Here is a 15,871-nt window from a genome sequence, read left to right as displayed (position 1 = left end):
GAAACGGGCTTGCCGCGCTAAGCGGAATTCCGCCGATCCGTGTCGGAGCGTGAGCGGGAATCCGCCTCGTGCCTAGCAGGAGGTTCGGCTGGGTCGCAGCAAGCCGTACCTTGCCATTTTTTCGTTGAGCGTCCGCCGTGGCACGCCGAGACTTTCCATAACCGCTACAACCGACCAGTTGTGCTCCAGCAAAGACGCCTCGATCAGCATGCGCTCATAAGCTGCGACACGCTCAGAGAGCGAGCGCCTTGCGCCCGCTCCCTGGGCTCGCCGCAGAATTTCCGCGACGCGGCGACCCGTTGCGGCCAAGCCGAGCGCGTAGCGTTCAGCCACGTTCTTCAGTTCTCTAACATTGCCAGGCCAGTCATGGGTCAGCAGTGCATCGAAATCCTCGGCTCCGAGTGGCGTCAGGTCACGGCCGCTGCGCCGGGCAGCTTCCCCGGCAAAATGCTGGAATAGCAGCAGCACGTCGTTGCCCCGTTCGCGCAACGGCGGGAGACGGATCTCAGCCGCTGCCAGGCGGAAGTAGAGATCGGCCCGAAAGCGGCCGCTGCGGCTGTCCGCGGCGAGATCGGCTTTCGCGGCCGCGATCACACGGACGTCGACCGGGATCAGCCGGTTCGATCCCACCCGCTCGACCACGCGCTCCTGCAGAACGCGTAGGATCTTGACCTGGAACGCGTGTGGCATGCTTTCAATTTCATCGAGCAGGAGAGTTCCGCCGCTGGCATGTTCGAACTTCCCGATGCGAGCCCCGCGTGCACCAGTGAACGCGCCCGCCTCGTGACCCAGCAACTCGCTCTCGAACAGCTCGGCGGGTATAGCCGCGCAATTCACCGCAACGAATGGAGCTCGTGCCCGCGGACCGAGGTCATGCAGTGCGCGAGCGACGACCTCCTTTCCCGTGCCGCTCTCGCCGAAGAGGATCACATCCCGGTCGTGCTCGGCGAGCTCGCCAACGGACTTTCGCAGCGTGGCCATCGCGGGCGATGTCCCGAGGAGACGTCGCTCCAGCTCACCTTCGGCGCCGAGCCGGCTCGTGAGATGCCTGAGTTGACGCTTCAATCCTGATTGTTCTGCCGCCCGTGCCAGCACGGCAGACATATGATCCGGGTTGGCAGGTTTCTGCAAAAAGTCGTAGACGCCCTCGCGCATGGCCGCAACCGCGAGGGCAACGTCGCCGTGAGCAGTGAGCAGGACGACCGGAATGTCGGGATCGATTCGCTGCACGTCGCGCATGAGTTCGATGCCGGATCGATGCGGCATCCGGAAGTCGGTCAGTACCACGTCAGGCAGCTCGGCCTGAAGCATCGACAGCGCCTCGTCAGCATTTCGGGCTGTGCGCGCTTCGAAGCCGCCCAGCTCCAGCCATTGTCTGATCGAGCTGCGAACGATCTCCTCGTCGTCAACGACAAGAATCGATTTGCTCATCCACACACCCCGATAAGTCTAGGCCGGCTCGGGCGGCGTCGGCAAGGTCACCCGAAACCGGCTTCCGATTTGCAGTTCACTCTCAACCGAAATCGTGCCTCCGAGCTCCCTCACGATCCCATAGCTGATTGAAAGGCCGAGGCCGAGCCCTTCGCCGATTTCCTTGGTGGTGAAGAACGGATCGAACAGCGATTTCATGTGATCCGCGGAGATTCCGCTCCCGGTGTCTGCGACCTCGATCGTAACCGTGCTCTCCGCACGCCGGATGCAACCGCTGAGAACTCGGCGCGGGCGATCACGCATCGACTGGACCGCGTTCGAGAGCAGGTTGACGAAGACCTGCTCGAGACGGATCGGATTCGCCTCAACGTGAGCCGGCTCCGCGGGCAAGTCCAAGACAACCTCGATACCTTCATTTCTGATCCGGTACTGCAGGAGCCGCATCGCATTGCCGAGTGTCACACCGACATCGACTCTGCTGGTTGCACCGGTCTCCTTGCGGGCAAACATGCGCAAGTGACCGATCAATGCCATCATTCGCTCGGCTATGGATGACATCAGGTCGAGGTTCAGGGCCGTTCGTTCGATCTCGTTGCGTTGCAACAAGACTCGGCTGCTTGCGATGTAAGTGGTGAGCGCCGCGAGTGGCTGGTTGATTTCATGCGCCACTCCCGCCAGGGCTTGTCCAAGACTGGCAAGCTTCGCACTCTGCACCAGGCTCTCGTGGGTTTGTCGCAATTCCTGCTCGGTGCGCGTCCGTTCCAGGACTTCACTTGTCAGTTGACGATTGGCTTCGCGCAGCTCCATCGTGCGCTCCGCAACACTTCGTTCCAGCAGCTCGTTAGCTTCGCCCTTGGCTTTCATCGATTGCCGCCATTGATGAGCGACAAGCCCAAGCAGCTGTACCGTGAGAACGGCAAAACCGGCCGTGACCGCGATGGTCATTGCATGCCGACGAGCCTCCCCGATGTCCGAAAAAATGAGCAGCTGCCATCCATGCGCCGGCAGAGGCCGCGCACGCAGCGCATATTCGTGGACGCCATCGTCGTCGCCCAGTTCGACCGATACCTCGCCCGATTCGGCCGACGAACCGAGGATCGGAGCATTCTCGATCGTGTCGCCGAACTGCCGGGACGCGTTCAGACGCGCGACCGCGGTCGAGGGTAGCCTTCGCAACGGATGATATTTCCACTGCGCGCGGCTGGCCAGGATGAGCACGCCTCCTTCATCTTCCATGGCCACCAGATCACCGGCCCTGACCCAATCGGCTTCCAGCGGCGTCAAATCGATCTTCACGACGGCGACCCCGATCGTAAGCTCGCCTTCGGTGATCCGTTGCGACAAGAAGTAGCCAGGCAAGCCGGTCGTCACCCCAACGGCATAGAGCTGCCCTTCCCCGTCACGGATTGCGCTCTGGAAATAGGGGCGAAAGTCGTACGCATGCCCGACGAAGCTCTTTGCTCCATCATAGTTGCTTGCTGCCAGCGTCACCCCGGCCGTGTCCAGCACGTAGAGCTCGGCCGATCCCGCGGCCTGATTTAGCGACTTAAGATAACGGTTGGCAGCTTCGACAACTGCCCCATCGCCCGGTGTCCGGAACAGCCGGCGCACCGGATCGGCGAGTGAAAGAACCGTGGGCAGATATCGGAAGCGGGCAACGGTTGCATCGAACGTGCTGGCGATCAACGTAAGCCGATCGTCGGAGTCGCGGCTCATCTGCGCGAGGCCAGCGCTCAGGGCCAATCGGTAGGACAGCAGCGCGACTCCCACGATCGCCAGGACAGCAATTGCGGCGATAGCCGGCCAAGCCCTTGAGAGCCCACCCGGCAAGCCTAGTCGGCTCGAAAACCACGCCGACATCGCCACCCTCTCGCTCACGCCAGGGCTCAAATGATGGGCCTGATTTTGGCTTCGGTCGCCCCGCGAATTCTCCCCGCGCATGCCGGATCCAGAGCTTCACTCGCAACCGGGGTCTTGGACCCTCTCACAGGTCGAAGGTCGATGTACCCATGGGCATTACAATCAAACGTCAAACGAGATCTATATGGCCGCGGCCATCGTCCAGCGTGACCTAGCGTCCCTGATGAGCTCGGGCAGATCGACGATCATCCGACACATGTGCGTTTCCAATTTAGCGCTTGCACCTTTCGGATCTTGATCGCGGAGCAATTCGATCAGCTCGAGACATTCTCGTACCTGCGCGCCGTGATCCGGGCTTTGCAAGATCGAGAGGCATCGGACATACCGGCTGCGATCATTGAAGTTCCGCATCATTCTCAGCATCTGCCCGTTTCGCGACAGCTGCGTGATCTGCTCGAAGACGCTCTCGATGGTCATCGCATGATGCTTGACGCACTTCGTTGCCGAGTGGCCCACTGCAACGGCTTCCACTTTCATCAAACCCCGGCCGAGACGCGCAACCGAGGACGGATCGAGTGGCCTCGTAATATTGTGCTCAAGAACCAGCCGGGCAAATTCATACAGATCCTGCAGCTCGGACGCGTTCGGAACCTTGGAGAAGAAGCCTCGCTTCGCGATGCTGTCGATCAGCCCCTCGCCTTGTAGGCGCTCCAGCGCTTGGCGCACAGGCGTGGCGCTCGCATTGACGCGATCCGCCAGATCGTCAATATGCAGATGCTCTCCCGGAAGCACCCGGACCTTGCCGTCAGGGACCAGATCATAATGGATGACGAGGTCCTTGAGCTTAGTGTAAGCGGTGTCTACCTTGCTGATATCCCCGTCGGTATCACGCATGCCACGTCCCCTTGAACCACCCTGGGCGACGCAACTTGCCGGCCGCAGACGTAGCTCCCGAGAGGCGTCTGACTCGTCCCCGGAATGCTCCGACAGCGCCGACGAGCACGCACGAAGGGATTCGACGACGCCCGACGTCGACTCCTTGCCCTGCTACTCGTTGTCCACCCATGACTTTCATTTTTTATACACCGTAAGCTTACGCACTCATTGCAGCCGTCACCATCATAAAAACTATGCAATCGATGTGTACTGCTTCACTGGAGCATGCTGAGACGGTGTCTCATCGCGTAAGCGGTTGCTGCGGCGCGCGAGCTCACGCCGATCTTCATATATATGTTCGCAATGTGCCGATTGACGGTCGGCACACTGAGGCGTAGTTCCGCGGCAATGGCCTTGGAGCGGCTGCCGGCAGCGAGCTTGCTGAGGATCTCCATTTCTCGTGGTGAGAGATCATCAGGACCTCGCGCGTATAAGTTGCGTGACTCCACCTCGACTCCCTCTATCCGTGCTCGATCAACGCGCTCCTGCCAGCTTCGCATGCCGAGTGCTACGAACTGCTCGCGTCCCCGCTGTAGCAGCGCACGCGATGACGGCTTGTCCCCTGAGGTTCCCGCAACGGTCGCCTCATCAAGATCGACGAGCGCTCGGAGGCAGACTTGGCCTGCCCGGTCAAGATCGCCGCGGGCCTTTGCGAAGTGTGTGCGTGCCGCAACCGTGTGATCCTGAAGGGCCGCGAGGCGTCCGAGGATGAATTCACGGCATTCACCGGCTGCACCGATCGTGTTCCCGTGTTTTGGAGCGCGGACCAACGCTTCGAACCGGCGCGCACGCTTGACGTCCTCACGCTGCCAAGCGGCACAGACTCCGAGCCCAAGGGCATCATCCGACAGCTGTCTGTCGGAATTCGTGTTCTCCAAGGATCGGAGCAGCGCCTCAATGCGAACGTCATATTCGTTTTCGCCAGGCAAGAATGCTTCAGTCAGAGCGGCGAAGCCAAGCACGATTTGTCCAAGGCGCACCGGATGATCCTTGACGATCTGCAGCGCACGCGAAGCGACTCGGCCAATCGCCGGCCAGTCGCCACCATACAAATAGGCACGCCATGCGACCGCGGAAAGCTCCAGGGCAAGATGCAAGCGGTGCCACGGTCCCAATCGGACAGCCAGCGCACGCGCGTCGCGCAGCGCCGCGTCTGAGCTTGCCAAATGACCCAGGCTCGCCTCGGCAATCGCGAGAGAGGTTAAAGCCTCGATCCGACCAGGAAGCGACCCGAAACACTTGGCATCCCGCAACAGGTCGTGCGCAGTTTCGACCCCCATGGCGAGTTGCCCATGCCGATAGATCCAATCATGGGTCACGACCTCTCGAGCCCGGATGATGGCCGCCGGATTCTGCCATTCGGCGGCCCAACGTTGCACCTGCTCTGTCTGTTCGATGGATCGCGGAGCATACAGGTCGAGCGCCGAGGCACGATCCTCTTCGTCTCCAAGCTGACGAACGAGATCGAGCGCACGCGGATCCGGCGCGTGGTAGATCGCCTCAAACGTCCCGTCATTCCATCGGCACCGCCAGTCCTGTCGGAGCACCTCCAATCGAGCCCAGTGCAAATCTCGGCGATCATCGCAGGCTTGCAGTCCGCGCTCCACCAGAGGCTGCCACATCTCAGCGGGAGCGCCGGCGTCCCGCAGCCTGCGGACAATCGCCACCAGGAAACTCATGGTCCATGATGGCCGCCGCTCCCAGCGTCGGCTGAACAGAAAGCGCGTCGTCGCATCGGCGGCTTCGACGTCGAGTGATGCAGCCTGCGCAAGCGCGAGATCACGGAGCATCTCGTCCGAGACAGCATCGCCTGCGAGATCGCAAGCGATCCGAAGGAATACAGCTTCGTGCTCGCTGATATAGTTCGCTCGCGCGCGCTCGGCTGCGTTCAGTGCGAAGACCTCGCCGATTTCAGCACCCGGGATGCGCTGCGAAGCGTGATACTGATGCGCAATCTCTCCAGGATCGGCATCGAGCTCAGCGAGACGCGTCGCCGCGCGTCGATGCAAAATCGCTCTCCGATCGGGGTTCAGCTGGTCGTACAAGGCGCGCCGCAACAACGCATGCGCAAAGACGTAGCCATCACCGCGAACGACGAGTACCCCAGCCCTCATCGCCTCGTCGATATGGTCCAGAATCGTCTCTTCGGAATCCGATATCAGAAGCTGCAATCGGCCGAGATCGAACCCTTCGGGAAATATCGCAGCGATCCGCAGCATTCCCAAGGTCGGCCCCGAGAGCCGCGCGAACCGTCGCGACAGCAACGGACGCAGTCCGGCCGGGATGCCGATACCGTTGTTCACGAGATCGGCGGGCCATTGGCCCTGGCGCCCAGCAAGCTTTCCCTCTTCGACAAGGTGGTTGAAGAGCTGGCGCACATAGAACGGATTGCCGCCAGTCTCACGGTGAATTGCCGTGGCAAGCGATGCAGGCAGCCGCTCGTCTGCCAATGACTCCAGCATGCGCATCGTGTCCGCCGGCTCGAGCGAGCGAACCGCGATCCGATGAAGCTCGCTCTCGCGCATCAGCGCATTGAGTTCCAGAGGCTCGCCGCCGGTCTCGTCGGGACGGAGAGTGATGACGGTCAGCAGCGGCAGAGATCGCGTCGAGCGTAAGCAATGCAGCAACATCGACCAGGATTCGCGATCGGCCCAGTGCAGGTCCTCGAGCACGAGCAGTAGTGGAGACTCGACTGCAACCGCATGAAGCAGATGAACCGCGGATTCGAACAGTCGAAACCGCTCGTCCGGTCCGGAGAGTCCTTTGAGAGCAGGAAGATCCGCAGCGGCCGCGAACGCCGGCACCACGCGAGACAGCGGCCGAATCATGTCATTGCGAGCATGGTTGAGGAGTGTCGGCTGCTCGCGAGCCCATTGGGAGAACGTGTCGGCAAACAATCCATATGGCAGAGGTTCGGCCATCTCGTAGGCGGCCCCCCTCGCCACACAGAAGCCGCGCTGCTTCGCAGTTTGGGCCAGTGCCTCGACCAGACGGCTCTTGCCAATTCCAGCCTCTCCTACTAGGACCGCACCAACAGCGCGTCCATTCTTGTCCGGGAGAAGCCCGCGAAGCCGGTTCGACTCCTGGTCCCTTCCTATAAGCGGAACACCGCTATCCCTCATGCGCTAACCAATAGCCAACCTACACGATACTCTTTTCATGGCTGCGGCAAGACGCACTGCCGCCTGTGCGATTCAACCGCCCACGAAACTTAAGATTGCGTTGAGAAAATATCAGCTCGGCACGATAATACCAAGCGGCAAATCAATGTTGCGCTGCGCACATTGGGCTCATCTCGCGAAGACTGTCGCGCAATGGCGACCAGCGAGAGTCGAAGGATCGAGATCGATGACGATCTCCATGTCAACTTCAGCCAATGATTGCCTGCTCCGAAGGCCCACAACCCTTACGATTTTCAATAAATCGACTCAACTGAGGTTCGAACCATCATTGAGTCGCTTTCTTGACGATGCCTGCTTCGCGTCTCGCGTTTGTGGCGAGATTTAGCGCCCTCGCCTGCAGATGCGATCATGGCTGTTGTTGTCAAAGTGAAGTTCCGAAAGGTTGCCGGGAGGATACGACTGCCACGCTTGGTGAGAGTCGGCTAAAGCAATCTTACGAGGGCGTCGCTCCCCTGCGCGGCACACGTCGACGTACTGCGGTCGCCGGGAAGGTGTGGTCGATTGAAACCTGCCAGCCGCCGGGGCTGGGCGCTCCGGGCGGACTGCGTATCTCTCCCATTACAGAACCATATACGCGAATCGTCGCGCTTCGAGCGCGCCAGACGAATTGCTCGTGCGTCTGCACCGACGTCGGGGTCGCCGGCTTGAGGTCACTTAGGCCGAGGGTGCTCGGCGTATGTCAATGTTGCCGAGGGCGCGTTGTCGCCACGACGTCCCGCCACTCGGCGTCCCTGCAGAGAGGAGACGCATGGGATCCGTCACCTCTGTAACCAACTCAGTCCTTCCAGCCCTTTATCCTTGACGAAGGTCACAACGACATCGCTGACGTGCCCGAAAGCGGGCCAAGCGCGATTGAGCCCCTTCAGCGAGAAGGAAACAGACGTTACTACTTGATAGTTCGCCGGAGCTCTGCGGCGCAGCATCGCGTAGATCGATAAGCCGGATCCAACCGCGACGCCGACCGCGCCTGGGATAGCCCCGATATTACCGTGAATATCGTAGACAAGCTCAGTAACATTGCCAGCAATCAAACCGGCACTTCCGGTTATCTGCATGCGGCGAGACAGTCGAGTCGTGTCCCAGGAAGATGCTGGAGGGATATGTACGATTTCGGGAGCCGTCTCTCTGCTGTTGGTTCCGCTGGCCGCCCCATTAAGGGACTTCAACTGCTGCGCAGAACGGCCGGTTCGCCAGGCAATTCCTGTCCAAGATAGGCCTCGCGAGTTGTCAAACGACCCGGGAATCCTCAACCCCGCGCCGGTCCAAACTGCATGCGAATCGGGATTGCTTGTATACGTGCTTGGAATCCGATCCCGGTGCGCCTTGATGATCGCCCGCGCGGAGGAGCCATTTCTCGCTGCAAAGGCATCCAGGTCCTCGCCTGATTTGATCCGAGCGGTGATCTGCCTCCCCTTAGACGTGAATCGCCCGGGAATTGCCAGTTTCTCGCGACGCCCGACATCCTCGAGCACCTTCCTGACGGACTTATTTTCCTTTCTGGCGATCTGGCGGAAAGTGAGCTGCTCATCGTTGCTCTTGATGGAGATCGACTTATCTGGATTAATTAGTTTAAGCGGATGCGCGGGATCTCTCGCATTGACGCGTCCGATCACCTCGTCCGGTACGTTATTCCTGTCCGCGATTTCGCTCAGACTGGTGTCGGTTGACCGGACCGTATCGGTAGCTCCACGCGATCTAAGCGCGCCATAGCCACTGAAATAGCTCCGCGCTCCCAAGACGATTTGCGCGGAGCCGATGACAGCTGCTCCACCATATTGGAAGCTCAGCAGGTGGCCGCTCGTCACACTGACGATGTCGTTTGCCATGCCGTTGGCAATGAAGCTCACACCTGTTGCGGTTCGCAAATACGGGGCTGCTTTTTCGGGTATTCTCAACTTGGCAGCCAATTTCGGCTTGAGCTGAACGATGTTCAGCGGTCCACGAACTGTGGCGTTCCAGGCCGCCAGCATGCCTAGAGATCCGAACCGCGCGGCTGCTGCAAGGGCAACCGCATCGGAGGCCACTCCTGCAGCAACGGGCAGAGCCTGTCGGAGGCCTGACCTGCGCGGTGCCACTTGTCGATCGCCCACTCCCGTGTAGGGCTGATCCGTGACCACGACACGAAAATCCTTTTTCGGTAGATCGTAGCGTCGGCTGTATGTCTTGGCTGATTGCGGCGGACTTCCGCCCCAGTCAACAAAGCGGTCTGTTGCTCCGATCACTCCTCGTCGTTTGATGTTTGCGTCGTTCATGGCGAACGGTCGGCTTGGCTTGTTTCCTCGTGTTTCCACAACGTAGATATACCTGTCGGCGCTACTGCCGTATTTGGAGGGTTGGAGAGCGACCCGGTCCTGAAATCGTTCGAATGCCTTCGGGCTGAGCACAAGAGTCAAGCCGCTCGAGGCCGGCGGGGGCGAGGCCGGAGAGACCGCACCACCGCCGCTCGCGGGCGGCTTGCCGCCGCCACCACCCGCGGGCTGGGCTGCCGTCGAGGCGGCTAGGGCCCAATTTGCAGCCGAGTCTTCGCTGACAGGTCTTTCGTGCAACGCCAAAGCGGTCTGCCGGAACGATGCGAGTGCCGCTGGATCGCCTCCGAAAACCGCCTTATGGAAGTCGGTCTCCCCCATCCGGTCGCGAATGGCCTCCGCGATCTTTGCCTCCGTCGCATAGGCCGATGTGCCGCGGCGCGGCACGACCTGCGAGGCGAGAAGCTCGGTCACACCTTCATTCAAGTTCGAATGCGGCCGGCTTGAATCAATGACCAACGTGCTTGCGAGCTTCTTGAACGACTCCGAGGTCAGTGCATGCACCGCCTCGTGTGCGACCACGTCCGGGCTCAATCTATCGGTCCGTACATAGACGCGATGCCCCTGATCCGATGAGATGCTGAAAGCATCGACCGCCACCGGATCATGCTGGCCGCCGGCTTTTTGATATGCACGGGCGAAAGCGGCGGGATCCATGGCCTGCAGCCGGATGCCATTCGGCGATGTCCCGCTCGCCTGACTCTGATAGGCGTCAAACACCTTCCTTCCCGCGTCGAACGCGGCGGGCTGACCGGCAAGGCCCGTTTCGGCCACGGTGCGGGATCTGCTCTGCTGATAGTGATGAGAAGCCACACCGGAAACCGTATTGAGACCGATGGACAGATAGTCTTGGGCGGTCGGCGCCTTGCCGGAAAGGAGCCCGGGGCCGGCAGTCAACATGGTATTCGCGCCCAATTGGGAGGCCGTCTGATAAAGCGGGTTCGACACGAGGCCATTCGGCCGTGCCGCGCTTGCGGTCCGCACGGCGACCTTGCCATCGACAAACTTCGTCAGACCTCCCGTCACGCCGGCCACCGCGAGATTCTTGAAGTATCCGGAGAACGCATCCTTCATCTGCGCCTGGGCTTCATCCTGCGTGAGCCGTCCCTCCGAGAGCTGATATTGGGACTCGACATACGTCCCCGCCACGTTGCCGAGACCCATCACCCCCTGATTGGCAACCATGACCGTTGATCCGGTTGCGAGCTTCGAGACGACCGAGCTTGCAGCCTGGTCGAGGCCGCGCGTAAGGAAGGCCTCCGTGGCTCCGCCCGTCAACGCCCCCCCTGCTGCGCCGAGGGATTGCACGCCCGATACGGTCGCATCAACGCCCGCCTGCTTCACCTCATCCCAGCTGCCGCCACCCTTGAAGAAGTTGTTGGTCAGCGCTGCGTCGAGTGAGATGTGAGGATCGCTGTGAATGTCGCCGCCACCGAACACAGTTGCTGCATTCTGGGCCGTGTCGATGGCTTCGGCCGTTCCCGTTCCCACCAATGTGCCCGCCGCAAGGGCGGCCAATACCGGCGCGCCGGCTCCGGCCGTGGCCATCGTAACCGCGGTCGCAGCCGCGGCGATCGCGACGTCGCGCACGACTTCCTGTGCACTCGACCAATTGGCGTCGGTCTTGCGCTCGTTCTCGAACATCCGGTCATTCTGGGTGGCCAGATTACCCATGATGTTCAGATACTCGCCGTTGACCTCCTGGGCAGTCATCCCTCCCTGATTTTTCTGCAGGGCCGTGAGCGCCTCTTTCTTGTCCTGCAGATCCGACTCGAGCTCAGACCGGTTGGCACCGAACAGCCCCCCGACCCAATCGCCGCCCTTCTGCAGAAGGCTGCGGTTGCCGAGCGCTTTGTCTTCCCTGTCGATGGCATCCTGCAGCTCATGTAGCCCTTGACCGATATCCACTCGCGCGTTCGCGTCTTTGAGGCTCGCAAGCTGCTCAGCGACCGCGCCATCGCTCAAGGCACCCGGATGCTGCGCAAAGAATGTATTGTACGCATGCGAGAGCGCGCTCTGGTCAGAGACCGTTTGCGGATCAAGTAGATTTTGCGGCAATGTCAGCCGAAACTGGGAGTCCAGCAGCTGATATTGAGCCAGCTTCTGTTGAAGCTTTGCATATTGAAGCGATTGCTGAGCCGTCGTCAGGGCGCTGCTCGCTTTGGTGAAACCCACAGCCTGTACATTGCCAGCTTGTACCGAATCAGTGTTGGCGGACTGCCGCGCGGTTGCGACCGCCGCCTCGCTCTGTGTGACACGATAATCCTGAACAAGCCTGTTGGTCGTTGCAGCCAGCTCTTTCGTGATCAGGCCGGCCGATGCCGCGTCAGTTCTTGCCTGCGCTATCTGCTGCAACACCGGCGAGTTTGAGGGCAAGGGAACATGGCTATAGGTCTGCTCCAGATTAGCCAATGTCGTATTGCGCTGGTCGGCGTAGGCAAGCCCGGTTGCCGACTTGAAGCCCGCCGTCGCAATGTCGGACATTGTCGAGAGCTCGCGCAACTGATGCTGCGCTTGGTTCAGCTTGAGCTCCGTGGCGGCCGTCGGATTCTTGATATAGGCGGCCTGCGCATCCGAGACGGCCTGGTGGCCCTTGATCAGGGCGAGGTCGGTCCCGACTTTGTTCTGATAGGCGCTTGCCTGATCGTATTCGATCTTCGCCGTGGTAGCGGTCTGCCGGGCTTGCGGGGACAATTTGGCAAGATCGGAGTCCTGCGCTGCCTCAAGATCGGTCTGCGCTGCCGCCGCAAATGCCACCCGGTGCTGAGCTGCGGCCCAGCCTGCATTCTGGTAATCAGCGTTCCCGTTCGCGAGCTTGAGATCGAGCGATGCCTGCTGCGGATCGCTGCCGCGCGTTGCACGTATGGTGTACCCCAATGGATGCAGAGCGTCGTTCACCCGATCCTGGGCATCCTTCGCAACCGTCCCGTATTTCTCGGAATTCGAAGCATAATACTGGAGCTGGGCCTTGCCCTGCGCGACCATGCCGACATCGGCGTTGAGCTTGCTCCGCGCGACGGTGAAGTCGTCATAGGCGCGCAGCTGCGATGGCGTCAAATTCGCCTGGGTCGGATTGTCGTTCTGGTCGATCGTGACACCGGCTTTCTTCAGCGCTGTGGAAGCGCTCTCGAGCTCTTTCTTGTCCGCCGCGGCCTGCTGCCCGTAGACGACGCTTTTCCCTGCCGCAAGGTCGGCGCTCGCGGCATCAAGCTTGCGCTGGTCCGTCGCCAGCTTGTGTTGCTGCGCATCCTGCTGCTGATTCAGCAACGACAGACGGTGCAATGTTCCGGCGCTGATCCCCCGATCCATCTCGGTGTCCAGACGGCCGAGCTGCGATTTGGTCTGTTCGAGAGCAGCCGTATCGGCGGTGACCTTGGCCTTTCCCGCGGAAACCTGGGCCGAGGCCGCGTCGACGAGCGGGACAACTTTCCGCGCGACCGGATCTTTCACGGTGACCGGCGGCGGTGCCGGCTTGTAGTTCGCTGCGGCGGCGTCGATGCGTTGTGCGGCACTCAGATTGCTCTTGGCCGAACTCAACACCGCCTGGTCGGCGGTGACTTGCTGCTGAGCGGCCGCAACCTGCTTCTTCAGATCGCTGATATGGGCTTGATGCGCAGCCACCGCGGCGCCCGCGCCGCGACCGTACCCGATCGGAGCCTTCGTTCCCTGTGCATCATTCAGTTCGGTCTGCAGTTTATGCAGCTTTCCAGCATCACCGTCGAGAGTGGTCTGCGCTTTTGTCTGAACAGATTTTGCCTGCGAAACTGCGTCCGGGACCGGCGCCGCCGGCGCCGGGGCGGGAACTCCCGGACATGTTGCCGCCGCTTTCGGCGGAGCAGGCGGGCCAAGCAACACAGGCGTCGGCTGCAGAACCGGACCTATGAAAGGTCGAAGGGGCTGAAAGAGCGGCGAAGGTGCGGTCGATGATGATCCAACGCTGCGCGCCGAATTGCGATCGAGCATGCCCGACGACGATGCCGCGGACTTCGGCCGCGGCGGTGGCGGGGGAGGAGGCGGGGGTGGGGGTGGGGGCGGCGGCGGAGGAGGAGGACTGGCGACAACCGAGCCACCTGCGTCATCTATCCGCATTCGTGCGTCTCCCCGTTAGCGGCGGCGGCTCTGCTCTGGCAGACGCAGTTCGTCAGCCATGCAGCCCGCTCGGCGATCATGTCCGAACGACAGTTTAGGACATCAGCCGGCGGCCGATCCGAAATATATTGTGAAAATACTGTGGGGCAGCACGGCTACACTCAGGACATGCCGCACGCGCGCAAGGCCGACACCACCGGCTGGAAAAACTCCTCGGTGATGTAATGGTCCTGAGCGATACGGCGATCGAGTTCCTCTGCGAGGTCTGGATTGCGGAAACGAGGAATGCCAAGCTCAGCCGCAGCTTCGGTGAGATTGTGCGCACGGACGGAACGTCCTTTGCACACGAGCCTTGGGACCTGTGTCTCGCCCGGAACATAACGCAGCCCGACCATCACATCGTCGCCCTCGATGACCACTGTTGCGCTTTCGATTCCTCCCCGCCCTCCACCGTGCGCCAGCGATTGCCGCTGACGGCGTTGCGCAGAGCGCACCTCCGGCAGGCCTTCCTGGTCTCTCCGCTCGCGCTTCGCCTCGCTTCGTGTCATCCGCATCTCGCGCATGAACAGTCCGCGCTGCACCAGAACGTCGATAAGGCCGCCCACCATCAGCATGACTATTGCCGCGACGAGGAGCGGTGCCATGACCGCCCCGGTCACTGGCACGAGGCACGAAAGACCGCATCCTGGCGTGTGAACCAGGGAGTTGAGCGACATCTCGAGGACGAAAACCGAGATCGTGACGAGGAGGGTCGTCTTGACCAGACTCTTCACCAGCTCGATCAGGCTCTTGAGCGCGAAAATCCGCTTCAAACCCTTTGCGGGATGCAAGCGCTCCGCGCGGGGCTTGATAGGGTCAAGGCTGAAGACGATCCCCTTGGTGACGGCGACGTTGACGACGAGGGACATTAGGACGACGATGGCCGCCCCCTTTGCAAGGTATGGCACGGCGGCCTCGTACATCATCGTTCCGATCGTGCCCGCAGCTTCCCGAAACGGTTGCCCGCCCGCATCGCCCACGAGCATCATGGCTCCCCGTAACCGCGCGAAAAGCTCCGGCAAGATCAGCCAGAGATAGAGCAGCATGGACGACAGGCATGCACCGGCGACCATATCGGTGCTGCGAAAGACCTGTCCCTTTTCGCGCGCCTTACGTAACTTCCGCTCGCTCGGAGGCAGCGTCCGCTCCTCAGTGCCGCCATCCTCACTCATCGCAGGAACTGCCCTAGTTGGTCCAAGATTCCGGTCAACTCTCCAAGCTGAGTACCGAAGTGATCGAGCAGAAAGGCCGCATAGAGCGGCAGAACCAGGAAATAGACCAGGTTGCGCGCCGCCATCGAAAGATCGAACACATTCAACTGCGGTGCGAAACGGGCAATCACCATCAGCGCGAACATCGCAACGAACATGGCCGCCAGCACTGGAAATGCCAGGATCAATGCCAACTGCAGCACGCGGACGAGCATTTCCAGCGCCAATAGGCCGCTCTCCGCGCGCAGCAAAGGCGCGAGCTCAATGACCGGCCAGAGCCTGTAGCTGCCATAAAGGGCTTCGACGACGCTATGAAAGCCGTCGGCTGCGACGAACAGAACCACCGCAGCGAGCATAAAAAGCGTACCAGACGCGGTGGACTCGGTCATGGCGTTGGGATCCTGAAGCTGGGCATCGGGCGCCTGACGTTCGTAGTCGAGCAGGTCGCCCGCGACCTCGGCGGCCCAGAACGGGATCCCAAGCAGCAGACCAAGGAGCCCTCCGATGATCGCTTCCTTGAACCCGACCGCGACCAATCGCAATGTTTGCGTGCCGATCGGAGGAAGCACCTCAACAAGTCCGGTCATGACCGGTAGCGAGATCGCGACCACGAAGGCACCACGAATCAAGCCGGTCAGCCCGAGGCGAACAAACACGGGAAAGGTCATGACGAAGGCGCTGGGACGCGCGATGGCGAGCGCCAACGAAAGAAGATGACGGAAGACGAGATTGGCCCCCGCCTCGATGCTGTCCAACGGCATGAGGTCAAGCCCCATCGCCACTCCGCGTCGCCCATGCCCCTCCGAGCACGATGAAG

Annotated in this window: 7 protein-coding genes; all 7 read right to left on the bottom strand. The window is 61.2% G+C overall.

All coding sequences use genetic code 11. From position 1 onward, the window contains the following. Positions 1–72: 72 nt before the first annotated feature. The 7 genes from QX124_RS11715 to sctT all read right to left on the bottom strand — a co-directional run bounded on the left by QX124_RS11715 (position 73) and on the right by sctT (position 15,830). Positions 73–1,431: a sigma-54 dependent transcriptional regulator gene (locus QX124_RS11715; RefSeq protein ID WP_315797240.1), complete on the bottom strand. Its 1,359-nt coding sequence runs from the start codon at positions 1,429–1,431 to the stop codon at positions 73–75. 18 nt (positions 1,432–1,449) lie between these two features. After that, positions 1,450–3,309, bottom strand: coding sequence for an ATP-binding protein (locus QX124_RS11710; RefSeq protein WP_315797239.1), 1,860 nt, complete (start codon positions 3,307–3,309; stop codon positions 1,450–1,452). Positions 3,310–3,471: 162 nt separating this feature from the next. Then, positions 3,472–4,185: a GntR family transcriptional regulator gene (locus tag QX124_RS11705; RefSeq protein ID WP_315735411.1), complete on the bottom strand. Its 714-nt coding sequence runs from the start codon at positions 4,183–4,185 to the stop codon at positions 3,472–3,474. Between the two features lie 257 nt (positions 4,186–4,442). Next, the gene (locus QX124_RS11700) at positions 4,443–7,349 is read right to left on the bottom strand and encodes a helix-turn-helix transcriptional regulator (protein WP_315797238.1); all 2,907 of its coding nucleotides are present in this window, start codon (positions 7,347–7,349) and stop codon (positions 4,443–4,445) included. 818 nt (positions 7,350–8,167) lie between these two features. Beyond that, a complete protein-coding gene (locus tag QX124_RS11695) occupies positions 8,168–13,678 on the bottom strand; it encodes a hypothetical protein (protein ID WP_315797237.1) in 5,511 nt (1,836 codons plus the stop codon). Between the two features lie 287 nt (positions 13,679–13,965). Next, the gene (locus QX124_RS11690) at positions 13,966–15,015 is read right to left on the bottom strand and encodes an EscU/YscU/HrcU family type III secretion system export apparatus switch protein (RefSeq protein WP_315797236.1); all 1,050 of its coding nucleotides are present in this window, start codon (positions 15,013–15,015) and stop codon (positions 13,966–13,968) included. Then, positions 15,012–15,830, bottom strand: coding sequence for a type III secretion system export apparatus subunit SctT (gene sctT / locus QX124_RS11685; RefSeq protein WP_315751851.1), 819 nt, complete (start codon positions 15,828–15,830; stop codon positions 15,012–15,014). Before sctT ends, QX124_RS11690 begins: the two co-directional genes overlap by 4 nt. Between the last annotated feature and the right edge of the window lie 41 nt (positions 15,831–15,871).

The organism is Bradyrhizobium sp. SZCCHNRI3043 (genome assembly GCF_032377735.1).
GTDB lineage: Bacteria > Pseudomonadota > Alphaproteobacteria > Rhizobiales > Xanthobacteraceae > Bradyrhizobium.
The sequence above is the reverse complement of the archived record's forward strand: the minus strand, read 5'-3'. Positions and strand labels throughout refer to the sequence as shown.

Coding starts and splice junctions, on each gene's coding strand:
- QX124_RS11700 (WP_315797238.1), bottom strand. CDS start 7,349: ATGAGGGATAGCGGTGTTCCGCTTATAGGAAGGGACCAGGAGTCGAAC.
- QX124_RS11695 (WP_315797237.1), bottom strand. CDS start 13,678: ATGCTCGATCGCAATTCGGCGCGCAGCGTTGGATCATCATCGACCGCA.
- QX124_RS11690 (WP_315797236.1), bottom strand. CDS start 15,015: ATGAGTGAGGATGGCGGCACTGAGGAGCGGACGCTGCCTCCGAGCGAG.
- sctT (WP_315751851.1), bottom strand. CDS start 15,830: ATGGGGCTTGACCTCATGCCGTTGGACAGCATCGAGGCGGGGGCCAAT.
- QX124_RS11705 (WP_315735411.1), bottom strand. CDS start 4,185: ATGCGTGATACCGACGGGGATATCAGCAAGGTAGACACCGCTTACACT.
- QX124_RS11715 (WP_315797240.1), bottom strand. CDS start 1,431: ATGAGCAAATCGATTCTTGTCGTTGACGACGAGGAGATCGTTCGCAGC.